The 14,291-nt window shown below is 69.1% G+C and carries 14 protein-coding genes; 1 reads left to right on the top strand and 13 read right to left on the bottom strand.

From position 1 onward, the window contains the following. Position 1 precedes the first annotated feature (1 nt). The 3 genes from KXS11_RS15910 to KXS11_RS15900 form a co-directional block, all read right to left on the bottom strand. Positions 2-895 (bottom strand): ABC transporter substrate-binding protein, encoded by an 894-nt coding sequence (locus KXS11_RS15910; protein ID WP_437386603.1) that lies wholly within the window; start codon positions 893-895, stop codon positions 2-4. Then, on the bottom strand, positions 892-2,613 hold the full coding sequence (locus KXS11_RS15905) for an amidohydrolase (protein ID WP_437386602.1): 1,722 nt from the start codon (positions 2,611-2,613) through the stop codon (positions 892-894). Before KXS11_RS15905 ends, KXS11_RS15910 begins: the two co-directional genes overlap by 4 nt. A gap of 246 nt (positions 2,614-2,859) precedes the next feature. Next, on the bottom strand, positions 2,860-3,717 hold the full coding sequence (locus tag KXS11_RS15900; protein ID WP_437386601.1) for an SDR family oxidoreductase: 858 nt from the start codon (positions 3,715-3,717) through the stop codon (positions 2,860-2,862). Positions 3,718-3,810: 93 nt separating this feature from the next. Here KXS11_RS15900 and KXS11_RS15895 point away from each other — a divergent pair, with 93 nt between their 5' ends. Further along, complete coding sequence (locus KXS11_RS15895; RefSeq protein WP_437386600.1) at positions 3,811-4,188, top strand: winged helix-turn-helix transcriptional regulator; 378 nt, start codon at positions 3,811-3,813, stop codon at positions 4,186-4,188. Positions 4,189-4,253: 65 nt separating this feature from the next. Here KXS11_RS15895 and KXS11_RS15890 read toward each other — a convergent pair whose 3' ends face one another. The 10 genes from KXS11_RS15890 to KXS11_RS15845 all read right to left on the bottom strand — a co-directional run bounded on the left by KXS11_RS15890 (position 4,254) and on the right by KXS11_RS15845 (position 14,233). Next, positions 4,254-5,507 carry a four-carbon acid sugar kinase family protein gene (locus KXS11_RS15890; protein ID WP_437386599.1) on the bottom strand — a complete coding sequence of 418 codons (1,254 nt, stop codon included), beginning with the start codon at positions 5,505-5,507 and terminating at the stop codon, positions 4,254-4,256. After that, positions 5,504-6,394, bottom strand: a complete 891-nt coding sequence (locus tag KXS11_RS15885; RefSeq protein ID WP_437386598.1) for an NAD(P)-dependent oxidoreductase — start codon at positions 6,392-6,394, stop codon at positions 5,504-5,506. Before KXS11_RS15885 ends, KXS11_RS15890 begins: the two co-directional genes overlap by 4 nt. Positions 6,395-6,470: 76 nt before the next feature. Next, the gene (locus tag KXS11_RS15880; RefSeq protein WP_437386597.1) at positions 6,471-7,172 is read right to left on the bottom strand and encodes a FadR/GntR family transcriptional regulator; all 702 of its coding nucleotides are present in this window, start codon (positions 7,170-7,172) and stop codon (positions 6,471-6,473) included. An 82-nt stretch (positions 7,173-7,254) separates the two neighbouring features. Then, entirely contained in the window at positions 7,255-7,575 is a 321-nt protein-coding gene (locus tag KXS11_RS15875; RefSeq protein ID WP_437386596.1) for a hypothetical protein, read from the bottom strand. 144 nt (positions 7,576-7,719) lie between these two features. Further along, positions 7,720-8,421 carry a phosphoribosylformylglycinamidine synthase subunit PurQ gene (purQ, locus tag KXS11_RS15870; protein ID WP_437386595.1) on the bottom strand — a complete coding sequence of 234 codons (702 nt, stop codon included), beginning with the start codon at positions 8,419-8,421 and terminating at the stop codon, positions 7,720-7,722. Next, the gene (gene purS, locus KXS11_RS15865) at positions 8,418-8,678 is read right to left on the bottom strand and encodes a phosphoribosylformylglycinamidine synthase subunit PurS (protein WP_437386594.1); all 261 of its coding nucleotides are present in this window, start codon (positions 8,676-8,678) and stop codon (positions 8,418-8,420) included. Before purS ends, purQ begins: the two co-directional genes overlap by 4 nt. Positions 8,679-8,783: 105 nt before the next feature. After that, complete coding sequence (locus KXS11_RS15860; protein WP_437386593.1) at positions 8,784-10,361, bottom strand: APC family permease; 1,578 nt, start codon at positions 10,359-10,361, stop codon at positions 8,784-8,786. Then, entirely contained in the window at positions 10,358-11,254 is an 897-nt protein-coding gene (locus tag KXS11_RS15855; RefSeq protein ID WP_437386592.1) for a universal stress protein, read from the bottom strand. The genes KXS11_RS15860 and KXS11_RS15855 overlap by 4 nt, the downstream gene beginning before the upstream one ends. Before the next feature lie 147 nt (positions 11,255-11,401). Then, positions 11,402-12,760, bottom strand: a complete 1,359-nt coding sequence (locus KXS11_RS15850) for a flavin monoamine oxidase family protein (RefSeq protein ID WP_437386591.1) — start codon at positions 12,758-12,760, stop codon at positions 11,402-11,404. A 45-nt stretch (positions 12,761-12,805) separates the two neighbouring features. Then, the gene (locus KXS11_RS15845; protein ID WP_437386590.1) at positions 12,806-14,233 is read right to left on the bottom strand and encodes an aminobutyraldehyde dehydrogenase; all 1,428 of its coding nucleotides are present in this window, start codon (positions 14,231-14,233) and stop codon (positions 12,806-12,808) included. Positions 14,234-14,291: the final 58 nt, after the last annotated feature.

Here is a 14,291-nt window from a genome sequence, read left to right as displayed (position 1 = left end):
GTCAGCTCGTCGCGCCGTTGATGTCGATCTTGTCGATCGCGCCGGACTCGACGCCCCACTTGCTGAGGATGTCCGTGTAGGTGCCGTCGTCCATGAGGGACTGCAGCGCCGCCTGGAGTGCCTTGCCGAGGTCGCCGCGGTCCTTCGCGATCGGCATGCCGTAGAGGAACGTCGAGTAGATGTCGCCGGAGAGCTCGAGCTTGCCGTCGCTCTGCTGGACCGCGTACTGGACGACCGGGGAGTCGGCGGTCATGGCGTCTGCGCGTCCGAGGGTGACCGCCGCGGTCGCCTCGTCCTGGGTGTCGTAGCCGAGGGATTCGATCGCGGGCTTACCGGCGTCGACGCACGCCTGCGACTTCGCCGGGACGTCATCGAGGGCCTCCGTCGTGCCGTTCTGCACGGCGACCTTCAGTCCGCAGGCGTTGTCGGGGTCGACGGTCTTGCCGGCGAGCGTCGCCCACTGGATGCCGGCGGTGAAGTAGTCGACCATGTCGACCTGCTGCTGGCGTTCCTTGGTGTCGAAGAACGAGGAGAGGCCGACGTCGTACTTGCCGCCCGTGATGCTCGGGATGATGTTGTCGAACTTCGCCACCTGGTACTCGGTCGTCAGGCCGAGCTTCCCGGCCATCGCATCGGCGAGCTCGATCTCCCAGCCGACGGGGTCGCCGTTGGCATCCTTGAACTCGTTCGGTGCATAGGTCGCATCGGTGCCGAGGATCAGCTTCCCCGCCGTCCGGATGTCGTCCGGGAGCAGCGCCTCAGCGGCCTTGTCGACGGACACGGCGCCGCTGGACCCGGTGCTGGTCGGCGTGGCGACCTCGTTGTTGACGCAGCCGGTGAGGAGCAGCGCGGCAGCGGCCGTGAGCGCCGCCGGGAGCAGGTATCGGTTCTTCATGATGGTGTTCCTTGCTCGATCGATGTGGTTGTGGTGGAGGTGAAGACGCGCCGTCCGGCGATCCAGGTGCCGACGGTCCTGGTGCTTGCGATCTCTGCGGCGGGACGGGAGAACGGGTCGCGGTCGACGAGGACGAGGTCGGCGACCGCGCCGACCTCGATCGCGCCGGCGTCGTCGCGGTGGTTGATCCGGCTGGAGCCGTTCGTATAGGCGGCGAGGGCTTCACCGAGGGTGAGCGCCTGCTCGGGACCCAGCGGTTCCGGTGAATGGTCCGGGTCGTCGACGGGCAGCGTCCGGTTCACGGCGACGTGCAGTGCCGCCCACGGGTCCGGGGTGGTCACGGGCCAGTCCGAGCCGGCGCACAGGGCGGTGCCGAGGCGGGCGGCACCGCCGAACGGGTACTGCCAGGCGGCACGTTCGTCGCCGAGGAGCGGCAGGTTCAGCTCGCGCATCTGTGGTTCCCAGGTGGCCCAGAGCGCCTGCATGTTCATCGTGACGTCGAGGCGGGCGAAGCGCGGCAGGTCGTCCGGGTGCACGATCTGCACGTGCGCGATGTGGTGCCGGTTCGCCAGGGCCCCGTTGCGTTCCGCGGTGGCCTCCAGGGCGTCGAGGCATTCGCGGACCGCGCGGTCGCCGATCGCGTGGAAGTGCAGTTGGAAGCCCGCGGCGTCCAGGCGGCAGACCGCCTCGACGAGCACGGCAGGGTCGACGAAGGAGATGCCGCGCTCTGACGCGTGGTCGGCCGTGTCGCCGCACCGGCACGGTCGGAGGTACGGGTCGATCATCGCGGCCGTGCGGTTCTCAGGGATGCCGTCCTGCATGATCTTGATCGTTCCCGCGGTGAACGCACCGACGCGGTCACCGAGGCCGGCTGCGCGGTGGGCGATCGCATCGCGCCGGGCGATCAGCTCATCGACCTGCTCGAGTCCGCGCTCCCGGTCCCACCACAGCGCGCCGACGACCGTGCTCGTGAGGGTGCCGTCCGCGACCGCGGCCAGGTAGGCGTCGCTCGTGTCGGTGTGGCCGCCGTAGTCGCCGACGATGGCGTCCTGCCACCCGGTGACGCCGAATCCGTGCAGCGTCGACTGGGCGGCACGGAGCGCGGCGGCGACGTCCTCGTCGGTGTCCGGAGGAACGAGCCGGGAGACGAGTGCGCGAGCGCCCTCATGGAGCATGCCGCTCGGCCGGCCGGCATCGTCGCGTTCGATGCGTCCGTCCGCCGGGTCCGGTGTCGTGGCGTCGAGTCCGGCGAGCCGCAGGGCGACGGAGTTCACCCAGGCGCCGTGATGGTCGCGGTTCTGCAGGAAGACGGGACGATCCGGCACGATGCGATCGAGGTCCACGGCGAGCGGAGTGCCGCCGGGGAAGGCCGCCTGCTGCCATCCGCCTCCGACGATCCAGGGGCGGTCGGGATGGGCGGCAGCGTAGGCGGCGATCGCGGCAAGGTAGCCGTCCGGGGTGCGCTCGCCGGACAGGTCGCAGGCCAGCTGTTCGAGTCCTGCCTCGACGGGGTGCACGTGGGCGTCGACGAAACCGGGGAGGAGGAGACCGCCTCCGAGGTCGACGACGTCGGTGTCCGGGCCGATCGCCGCGAGGGCGTCGTCATCCAGTGCGCTGATCCGGCCGTCGGTGACCGCGACAGCACCTGCGCGCGGGGCGTCGAGCGCGCTGCGGAAGACGGTGCCTCCGGAGAAGACCGTGTCCGCATTGCTCGTCATGTGTCACCTGCTCGAAGCGTCGGTGGTGCCGTCAGGCCCGCGAGGCATCGTTGCCGCGCTGGCGGTATCGAGAGCATAACCCGGATCGCGGTGACGGATTCGTGCGCAGCATCGCGTTTCTGCAACGGATTTCGCGCGTCCTCGTGTCTGGCGCGCGTGTTGATGTGATCTGTGCCGCTGATGGCGCGCGAACAGGCCCGGAGCAGATGCTCCGGGCCTGTTCGAGTGCGGGGTCGTGGCGTGCGACTATGACGCGAGCGGGCGCAATCCCTCGATGAGCGGCGTCGTCGGGCGACCGATGAGGCGGCTCAGGTCGCCGCTCGTGTCGCCGAGGAGGCCGTCGCGCGTGTTGCCGTCGAGCGCGACGACGAAGCCGACGGTGCCCTCGTCGAGTCCGGCGGAGACGAGCGCCGCCGCGTGGTCCTCGGGGGAGAGGTCCTGGTAGACCACCTCGCGGCCGGCGAGTTCGCCGATGGCCGCAGCGAGCTCGTCGTGCGTCCAGGCCACGTCGCCGGACAGCTCGTAGACGCTGCCTTCGTGACCCTCGGTGGTGAGAACGACGGCTGCGGCCTCGGCGTAGTCGGTGCGCGATGCGCTCGCGACACGGCCGGTGCCGACGCTTCCGATGATAGAGCCGGTAGAGGCACCCTGCTGCACGGTCTGCGCATAGTTCTCGGTGTACCAGCCGTTGCGCAGGAAGGTGAACGGGAGGCCGGAGGCGATGATGAGTTCCTCGGTCGCCTTGTGCTCCGGCGCGAGGATGAGCGCGGACGTGTCGGCCTTCGGGGCGCTCGTGTAGACGATGCGGGCGACGCCGGCGCGCTTCGCCGCGTCGATGACGTTGGCGTGCTGGGCGACGCGCTGGCCGACTTCGCTGCCCGAGACGAGCAGGAGCACGTCGCCGGCTTCGAGCGCGGCGTCGAGCGTCGCGGGGTCCGTGAAGTCGACCTTCGCGGTGTGGACGCCCTGTGCGGCGAGGTCGGCGAGTACCTCGGTGCGGCGACCGGTGGCGACGATGGTCGCGGGGTCGGTTCCGCGAGCGAGGAGGTGCTCGACGACGAGGCGGCCGAGCTGGCCGGTTGCACCGGTGACGACGACAGACATGGGGTTCCTTTCGATGGGGTTCGCCAGGTGGAACCCGCTGTCCACGACATTACTTCCCGAAGTGCAGTACCCACTTTCAGGTAAGGTACTTTCATGACGATCAGTTCCGCGCAACCGCGGCGTCCCGGCTTCACGGACGGCGTCCTGCCGGCAGCGTGCCCGACGCGCACCGTGCTCGACCACGTCACGAGCAAGTGGGGCGTCCTCGTGCTGCTTGCGCTCTCGGACGGCACGCACCGCTGGGGTGAGCTGCGGCGAGTGGTGGAGGGCATCAGTGAGAAGATGCTCGCGCAGACGCTTCGCACGCTCGAACAGGACGGCCTCGTCGTCCGGGTCGCCTATCCCGAGATCCCGCCTCGCGTCGAGTACAGCCTCAGCGATCGCGGGCGCGCCCTCAACGAGCACCTGCTGCCGCTCATGGGCTGGATCGACGACAACGCCGACGCGATCCTCACCCGCTCGGGCGACTGAGGCGTCCCCGTCCACCGAGTCGGCCCCCTGGCTGAGGCTGACGACGTGCCGTCGCCGAGCGCGTCCTAGCCCGCACGCCCGAGCGAGGCGAGCACGTCGACGAGCGTCGCCGGGTCGCCGACGTTCCCCGGCACCACGACGTAGAGCTTCTCCTGGCCCTCCGGCGTGACGAGGCTCCACACCGAGACACCCGGAAGTACCTGCCCGAGGACGCGCGCGCGACGGGCGCCGAGACCGAGTCGTGCCACCTCTGCTGACGTGATGCCGCCCTTCGAGACGACGACCTCGACCGCGCTGCGGAGCGCCGCTGTGGCGGTCGTGAGAGCGACCATCACGCGTTCGCCGTGTTCGAGGGTGTTGTGGGCGGCGTCACGCACGCGCTCCGAGGAGATCGCCGCGAACCCCGTGTCGAGGAGGCGCCGATGCGTCGCCTCGGCGATCCTGCTGCCCGTCGCCTCGGCGTCCTGCAGCGCCTCATCCGTCGGGACGGGCAGCGCGGCGCCGAACACGGCCTCGACCGCCTCGAGCTGTCGTGTCGCGCCGACCGTGTGCGAGCCGCAGACGAGCAGGGTGCTCGTCGGTGCGGCGAGCAGTGGGTGCTCCAGGAGTCCGTCGCTCTCGACCCCGGCGATCGCGGCGGCGAGCGGCGAGGCGGAGCGTACGACGACATCGGCCCCGTCGGCCCAGGCCTCGGTGATCGCCCGGGCGATGACGCGGACGTCGTCGCCGGTCGCCGCGTCAGGCAGGAGAACCGACCCCGGTGCGGCCTCACGCAGCGCCGTGCGGAACGCCGATGCGCCCGTACGGACGTCGTCGAGGTCGAACCGTCGGGCGTCCCGGCCGGACTGCTCACGCACGTAGTCGGGGAGGAACCCGGAGCGGAACGGGAAGACGGGGTCTTCGGCGTACTCCGTCTCGTGCGCCGGGAGGATCGTGTCGCCGACGCGGACGAGGTGCATGCCGTCGACGGTCGTGCGCCCGCCCTCGGGAAACGCGGGGACGAAGACGATCACGCTGCCCTCGCCGGCGAAGACCGCCGTCTCCGGGAACACGTGGCCGCGGAGCGTCGAATCGCCTCGCAGTACCACGTGGAGGTGTTCACCGAGGCGACGGCCGGCCTCCTCGGCGTCGTCGCGCGTTCGCTCGAGCAGGGCGACGGCCTCGGCCTCGGAGACCGCCCTCGTGTTCGTGAGCAGGTAGACCGCGTCGGCGTCGCGCAGCGTCTGCTCCAGCAGTCCGGCGTCCCACTCCAGGAGGACGTCGACGCCCGACGCCGACTGCGTGCCGGTCGGATCGTCGTCGAGGATGATCGTCTTCACGCGCCGGTCTCCTGATAGGTCTCGATGACACGGGAGTCGTCGCGCGCGCCCAGCCCTGCGGCAGCGGCGGCGAGGAATCGTTCGCGGGCGGCGTCGAGGACAGGTGTCGATGCGCGGACGGCGCTCGCCGCATCGGCGACCAGCCCGGTGTCCTTGACGAAGATGTCGACCCGGCTGAGCACGGCGGCTTCGGTGCCCTCGAGCATGCGCGGCCCGCGGTCCGACAGCATCCACGAGGCAGCGGCGCCGGACTCCACGAGCGGCAGGACCTGCGCCGGGTCGAGTCCGAGTGACGAGGCGAGCGCGAGGGCCTCTGCGGCGGCTGCGATGTGGACGGCGCAGAGGTGCTGGTTGACGACCTTGATGGCCTGGCCGTCGCCGATCGCCGTCCCCACGATCTTGGCCGTGCCGAGGGCGGCGAGTGGCGCGGCGGCCGCCGCGGTGCTCGCGGGCTGGCCGGAGACGAACATCGTGAGTTCGCCGATGCTCGCTCGGGCGACCCCGCCGGTGACCGGGGCGTCGACCACGGACGCACCCGAGGCTTCGAGGCGCACCGCCTGTTCGATGACCGAGGCCGGGCCGACGGTGCTCATGACGATCCAGAGCTGTCCGGCCACCTCGGTGCGCTCCAGCGCCAGGTCGACGAGCGCAGCGAGCTGGTCGGGGGTCGCGACCATCACGACGACGACCTCGGCTCGGGGTGCGTCCGCGATCGAATCGACGGCGGGGATCTGGGCCGCTGCAGCCCGCTCGTGTGCGGCTGGGAACGGGTCGACCCCGGTCACGCCGTAGCCGGCGCCGGCCAGCTGTGTGGCCATCGGGAGGCCGATGGCGCCGATGCCGACGAAGGTGAGGGCGGTGGTTCGGGGTCGTGGCGTCGTCGCCATGGCATCCTCCAGAGATTGGTTGGACCAATCGTACGGGGTGAACGGGATGGCGACAAGCCCGACGATCGCGCGGGCTTCAGTGCGACTCGACGCCCAGGTCCAGCCAGTCCTCGAAGTGCCGGCGCATGGCGCGCCGTGAGGCCTCGGGGTCGCGTGCGGCGAGGGCGTCGACCACCGCGTAGTGCACGCTGTCGGTCGTGCGCACGCCGTCGGCGTCCGGCGACTCGACCTCGACCGCGAGCAGGCGCCTGGTCCGGATCGCCTCGCGGAGCACGTGGCTGAAGCCCTCGTGCAGGAGTCCGAGGATGGGGTTGTCGACGATCGCGTTGAGCCTGCTGTGGAAGGCCACGTCCGCATCGAGTGCTGCGTCGTGGTCGTCCGCTCGGGTGGCAGCGATCATGCGGTCGACGTCACCGCGGAGAAGGGCCACCTGTTCATCGGTGACGATCCCTGCAGCGGCCTCGGCGACGCTCTCCTCGAGGAGCCTGCGTGAGCTCGCGAACTGCTCGTCCGTGAGATACCCGAGCTGCCGCGAGATCGTGAACCAACTGCGCACGAAGGCGTCGCCCGGAGCGTCGATGTACGTGCCACGACCCTGGGTGCGATGCAGGAAGCCGAGGAGTTCGAGCACCGAGAGCTGTTCACGCAGCGCACCGCGGCTCATCTGCAGCGCCTCGCCGAGCTCCCGCTCGGGTGGGAGTCGTCTCGCCGTCGTGCCGGGCTCCGGGATCGCGAGGTCGACGAGCCTGCCCACGAGGGCCTCGAGCGGTATCGCCATGCTGCTCCCTCGATCGGTCCAACCAGCTCCGATCGTAGCTGGCGTGCCGTGGTGGTGTTCGCCTCGTGGGCACGCCGGTCGGCTACTGCCGTGCCCGACCCACTGCCTCTGCGACGAGCTTCGAGGCATGCTCGACGAGCGCCCTGGCGGCAAGCTGTCTCACTCCGGCTGAGCCGTACTGGTAGGAGCTCTTCTCGGCGAGGAGGGCGTTCAGGTGCTTTCGCGGAGCAGTGTCCGGTTGCGTCGCTTCCAGAAGGAGGGCTACGGCGTCGCTGTGGTTCCCACTGCGGGAGCATTCGCCAAGGACCACGCCGCAGATGACATCTGACGCTGCGATACCTGCGTTGACGGCATTGGAGCCTGCGACCTTCCATGACGACACATCGCTGGTTTCGACGTACATCTCTGCCGCTTCGAGAAAAATAGCTGTGAACGTGATACCTCAATGACGCACGTGATACCAACATGACTCAGGTGCACAGCTGGCTATCAGCGCGACGCAGAACGCCCGCCCCGACGGATCGGGACGGGCGTTCGGAGGTGGTGGTTAGACCGCCTGGAGGGCCTGGACGGCGCTCGTGAAGAACGCGAGGCCGTCGACGCCGGAGCGCATGGCCTCCTTCGTGTCGGGGCCGAAGCCGGGCTCGATCGCGTGCTCCGGGTGCGGCATGAGGCCCACGACGTTGCCTGCCGGGTTCGTGAGGCCGGCGATGTCGTCGAGCGAGCCGTTCGGGTTCACGCCCGCGTAGCGGAAGGCCACGAGGCCCTCGCCCTCGACCCGCTTCAGGGTCTCGGCGTCGGCGATGTACCCGCCGTCCGCGTTCTTCAGCGGGATCGTGATCTCCTGGCCCTTGGAGAACTGGTGCGTCCACGCGGTGTCGGCGTTCTCCACCGTGAGGAGCTGGTCGCGGCGGATGAACTGCTGGTGCGCGTTGCGGATCAGGCCGCCGGGCAGCAGGTGCGCCTCGACGAGCATCTGGAAGCCGTTGCAGATACCGAGGATCGGCATGCCCTTCGCGGCGGCGTCCTTCAGCTCGGTCATGATCGGTGCGACTGCGGCGATCGCACCGGCACGGAGGTAGTCGCCGTAGCTGAACCCACCGGGCAGGATGACCGCGTCGACACCCTGGAGGTCGTGGTCGCCGTGCCAGAGTGCGACTGCCTCGGCACCGGCCATGGTGACCGCGCGCTGGGCGTCGCGGTCGTCGAGCGAACCCGGGAAGGTGATGACGCCGATACGGGTCGTCATGCCTCGGAACCCTCGGGGTAGTGGATGGCCACGACGTCCTCGATCACGGCGTTCGACAGGATGTCGTCGGCGATCTGCTGGACCGTGGCGCGGGTCGCGTCGGTGATCGGGCCGTCGACCGTGAGCTCGAAGCGCTTCCCGATACGGACATCGGTGAACTTGCTCTTGCCGAGACGGGCGAGGGTGCCGGCGACGGCCTTGCCCTGCGGGTCCAGCAGTTCGGCTTTCGGCATGACTTCTACGACGATGGTCGGCACGGAGATCTCTTTCGTTGCGACGCGGCGGGGACCAGAACAGTCTAGCGGTGAGCGCACGACGCGACGCCGACGGGAATCGTCGGCGTCGCGTCGGCATCGTGGGGGTTATTCGGGCAGGGCCGCGTCCGCCTCGTTGGCGTCGCCGGCGATGCCGCGGGCCAGCGTCTTGTTGCGGAAGTAGTCCGGCCGGATCTTCGCCTGGATGAGCATGATGACGATGCCCGCCAGGATGATGATCATGCCGAGGATGAACACGAGGCCCACCCCGCCGATGTTCGAGCCGGAACCGTAGTCGGGGTTCGCGCTCTCGATGATCGTCGTGAAGAACAGCACCGCGAGGATGAGTCCGCCGACGAGCGGGGAGAAGAACTGGAAGAAGAAGTTCCGCGCGCTCGAGAACCACTGCTTCCGGAAGTACCAGACGCACGCGAACGCGGTGAGCCCGTAGTAGAAGCAGATCATCATGCCGAGCGTCGTGATCGTGTCCCACAGCACGTCCTCGGAGATGAAGCGCATGACCGCGTAGAACACCGACGCCACGACACTCGAGACGATCGTCGCGTAGCCCGGGGTGAAGAACTTCGGGTGCACCTTCGAGAACTTCGGCGACAGCGCACCGTAGTGTCCCATCGCGAGCAGGGTGCGTGCGGGGGAGACGAACGTCGACTGCAGCGAGGCCGCCGACGACGACAGCACGGCGATCGACACGAGGATCGCGAGCGGCCCGAGGATCGGCCCGGCCAGGGAGAAGAACACGTTGCCCTGGATGTCGCCGTTGCCGAGCCCGAACTCGCCGTCTCCGACACCCGCGTAGTTGATGAGCGCGACCGACAGGAAGAGGTACAGGATGACGATGATGACGACCGTCGCCGTCGCCGCCTTGCCGGGTGTCGAGCTCGACCCCTTGGTCTCCTCGCTCATCGTGAGCGTGACGTCCCAGCCCCAGAAGATGAAGATCGAGAGCGAGAGGCCGGCGGCGAAGGCGCTGAACGAGCCGACGGCGAAGGGGTTGAACCAGTCGAGCGAGATGGGCAGCGCGTCGAACGCGTCGCCACCGGCGACGTGCGCGAATGCGACGATGCCGAAGAGCACCATGACGAGCAACTGGAAGCCGACGAGCACGTACTGCAGCTTCTGCGTGGTCTGCATGTCGCGGTAGGAGATGAGCGTCGCCCCGAGCATGAACGCCAGACAGGTGATGACGTTGATGAAGGGGTTCGTCGTGAGGTTCGCGATGTCGGGGTTCTGGAAGATCTGCGACAGCATCAGATAGAAGAAGTCGACGGCGATCCCGGCGAGGTTCGACAGCACGACGATCGTCGCGGCGATGAGGCCCCAGCCGGCCATCCACCCGATCCACGGGCCGAACGCACGCGTCGCCCAGGTGAACGAGGTGCCGGAGTCCGGCATGCGGCTGTTGAGCTCGCGATACCCGAAGGCGACGAGCAGCATGGGGATGAAGCCGACGAGGAAGATCGCCGGCACGTGCGTGCCGACCTCGGCGACCGTCGGCCCGAGGGCGCCCGTCAGCGTGTAGGCCGGGGCGATGCACGAGATACCGATGACGATCGCGCCGACGAGTCCGACGGTGCCGGCGCCGAGCCCCTTCTTCGACAGCGCGCCTGTGGCGGTCGTCTCGGGGTGGGCGATGTCGCGCGGCGGCGTGGTTTCGGGAGGGGTCATGACGGGTCTCCGATCGTGAGCACCGAATCGCGGGGGACGACGATCATCGGTACGGGGAGCTCGCGCAGCATCTTGGCTGCGGTGGAGCCGAGGAAGAGGTGCTTTGGAGCGGCCAGTCGGCTGGACCCGACGAGGACGATCTCGGCGGGCTTCCAGTCGAGGGTCGCCACGGCGTCCTCGATCCGGGTGCCGCCGGCGATCTCGGTGGTGACGGTGACGTCAGCCGGAAGGTGTTCTCCGGCGTAGGCGAGGACCTCGGCGGCGTGCGCCTCGGCCCGTGCGGTCGCCTCGGGGTGTTCTGCACCCTCCGGCTGGTCGAGTGCCACGAGGGACACGAGTCGCAGTGGGATGCCAGCGTTCTTCGCGACGACGATCGCCGCGTCGAGAAGCTGGTGCGCACCCGCACGTGTGCCGATGGCGCAGGTGATGCGGCTCACTGTGCCGCCGGTGGGCTGGGCCTCGAGCAGTTCGCGGCTCCCGCTCGGTGCGAGCGCGACGGGCACGACGGCCGAGTGCAGGAGGGTCTGTGCGACGCTGCCGAGCGAGAACCGCCCGAGCAGGCCTCCGCGGGCCGCTCCGATGATGATGAGTCCGCCCTCGAGGATCCGCGACGCCTCGAGGAGCCCCTCGGCGAAGGACTCGTCGTAGACGAGGTGGGACTTGGCGGTGACGTCGGACGGCACCTCGGCGAGTGCTTCGGCGAGCCAGCCCTCGGCGGTCTCCCGCAGGAACCGCTCGTAGCCGGGGTCGGCCGGGGTGATCGTCGGGCGTTCCTCGTTGGCGAGGACGAGCACGATGTCGAGCCTGGCGCCGGTGGTCCGCGCGATCCGGATGCCGAGCGCGAGGGCGTCGCGTCCCGCCGGGGTATCGGTGTATCCAACGATGTATCTCATCTGGTGTTCGCTTTCGATCGGGTGCGAAGGTGCCGGACTGCACGGCGGTGTGCGGGTGGTTCGTTGGTGCAGGGTATCGACGGGTGGGGTACCTCGACAAGCTCGGGGACGTGTCCCGGTCCCCGAGCCTGCCGAGGGGTGGTGCGGTTACGCCTGGTGTCTGGCGATGATCGCCGCAGCGGTCGCCGCGCCCTTGCGGATCGCGCCGTCGACGTGCTGGTAGCCCTCTGCGGCGAGGTCGCTCGTCGACCAGTAGATCGGGCCGACGGGTGTCGACTGCATCGCGCCGTAGCGCGACAGCCCGCCGAGGTCGAAGCTCGCCGCGTACGCACCGCGGGTCCACTCCTCGCTGCCCCAGTCGCTCTCGTAGTACACGACGGGGGAGAGCGCCTGCTCGCCGTAGTAGTGCGACAGCGAGGTGAGGATGCGCTCGCGGCGCTCTGCGGGCGTCAGCTTGAAGACCTCGTCGGCGCGTTCGTCCGAGACGAAGCCGACGAGCGTGCCGCGCGGGTCCTCGTGGTTGGTGTTGTCGTACGCCTCGTGGACGAGCTCATAGGGGCTGAACGACGTACCGGAGAGCCCGTCCTCACGCCAGAACGGCGTCTCGTACACGGCGTGGACCTTGATGACGAGGCCGAGGGACATGTGCTGGTGCATCTGGTGGCTGAGGCGCGGCAACGGTGGCTGGAAGTCGATCCGCGTGTACAGGTTCGGTGGCACCGCGACGATGACGTACCGAGCGTTGACCGTGATGCCGTCGGCCTCGGCCGAGACACCGGCGTCCGACCACTCCAGACGCCGCACGGGCGAGGAGAGGTACACGTCGTCACCGAGGGCTGCTGCGAGCTTCAACGGCACCTGCTGGAGGCCGCCGACGACGCGCTTGTCGAGGATGAAGTCGGCTTCGACGAGGTGGGTGAAGCTGCCGGCGGAGGCGGCCATGAGGAGCGCCTGCAGGAGCGAGAAGGAGTGCGACGGTTTCGTCAGCATCGCCGCACCGATGAACAGGGCGATGTTGTCGCGAGCCTCCTGGTCGTCCGTCTGCTCGCTGAGCCACTGGCTCCAGGAGACCTGGTCGTACTCCTTTGCACGGGCGTGCGCCCACGGCTCCTCGACCCCGACCTCGGCGACGAGTTCGTCGAGGAGGACGATGAGCCGTTCCATCTCGGCGGCGGTCTCCTCGGCGACGGGGAAGATGTCCCCCGTGAAGCGCGTGCGCACGCCGTCCGCGTTGATGTAGACGCTCTCGCCCTCGCGGTAGCGCGAGTAGGTGTCGAGGCCCAGCTCGGCGAGCGTGTCGATGAGGGCGGTCTGATCGGGGGAGACCCACTGGCCGCCGATCTCGAGCATCGCGCCGTCGATGTCGTCGGTCCAGAGGCGGCCGCCGACGCGGTCGCGGGCCTCCAGGACGGCGACGGACAGGCCGGCCGCTTTCAGCTTCGTCGCGGCCGTCAGGCCCGACGCTCCGGCGCCGATGATGACGACGTCGCGTTCGATTGAGCTCATGCTGTTCTCCTGTTCGGGATGGTGCTCTTCGGGTGGTGCCGGGACTCAGACGTCGAGGCTCGACATGACGTGTTTGATACGGGTGTAGTCCTCCACGCCGTACGACGAGAGGTCCTTCCCGTAGCCGGACTTCTTGAACCCGCCGTGGGGCATCTCGGCGGCGAGGATGATGTGGGTGTTGATCCACACGCAGCCGAAGTCGAGGTCGCGGGACAGGCGGAGGGCCTGACCGTGGTCCTTCGTCCAGACGCTCGCGGCGAGGGCGAAGTCGACGTCGTTCGCGAGTTCGACGGCCTCCGCCTCGGTGCTGAACGGCTGCACGGTGAGGACCGGTCCGAAGGTCTCCTGCTGCACGCAGGCATCGGTCTGCTCCACACCGGTGATGACGGTCGGGGCGAAGAAGAAGCCCTGGTCGCCGACGCGCTTGCCGCCCGTCGCGATGGTCGCGTGTTCCGGCAGCTCGGCGATGACGCGCTCGACCTGACCGAAGTGGTTGACGTTGTTGAGGGGGCCGTAGAACGCGTCGTCGACGGGCCCGGTGACGGTTGCCTCAGCGGCGGCGACGAGCTCGGTGACGAACGCGTCGTGGATGCTCTCGTGGACGATGACCCGGGTCGCGGCCGTGCAGTCCTGGCCGCCGTTGAAGTAGCCGGCCTCGGCGACCGCGGCTGCGGTCGCGGCGAGGTCGGAACCGGGGAAGACGATGACCGGGGCTTTGCCGCCGAGTTCGAGGTGCGCCCGGTGCAGCTGCTTCGCGGCCGAGGTGGCGACGGCCTGACCGGCTCGCACCGAACCGGTGATGGCGACGAGGCCGGGCGTCGGGTGCTCGGTGAGGAGGGCGCCGGTCGATGCGTCGCCGAGGATGACGTTGAAGACACCGTCGGGGAGGATGCCGCGGGTGAGTTCCGCGAGGACGAGGGTGGACTCGGGCGTCGTGTCGCTCGGTTTGAGGACGATCGTGTTGCCGGCGGCGAGGGCCGGGCCGATCTTCCAGATCGCCATCATGAACGGGTAGTTCCAGGGGGTGACCTGGCCGACGACACCGATCGGTTCGCGGCGGACGTAGGAGGTGAAGCCCTCGACGTACTCGCCGGCCGACTTGCCTTCGAGGATGCGGGCGGCTCCGGCGAAGAATCGGATCTGGTCGGCTCCCGCGAGGACCTCCTCGGCCTTCACGGTCGCCTTCGGCTGACCGGTGTTGCGGTGCTGCGCCTCGACGAGTTCGTCGGCCGCGGCCTCGATGGCGTCGGCGAGTCGGAGGAGGGCGGTCTGCCGCTGGCCGGGGGTGGACCGGTTCCATGTCTTCGCGGCCGCCTTGGCTGCGGCATACGCGGCATCGACGTCGGCCGCGATGGAGATAGGCGAGACCGCGACGACGGCTTCGGTCGCCGGGTTCACGACCTCGAGGGTGTCACTGCCCGAGGCGTCGACGAACGCTCCGTTGATGAAGTTCTGGAGGATCGAGTCCGGCATAGCCATTCCTTTCGCAGAGATGTGTTGATTATGGCGGTTTCGATGGTCCGGCGAAACC

This window comes from Plantibacter flavus (assembly GCF_051487245.1).
Classification (GTDB): domain Bacteria; phylum Actinomycetota; class Actinomycetes; order Actinomycetales; family Microbacteriaceae; genus Plantibacter; species Plantibacter flavus_B.
Note: the sequence above shows the minus strand (reverse complement) of the source record. Positions and strands in the feature narration are given on the sequence as shown.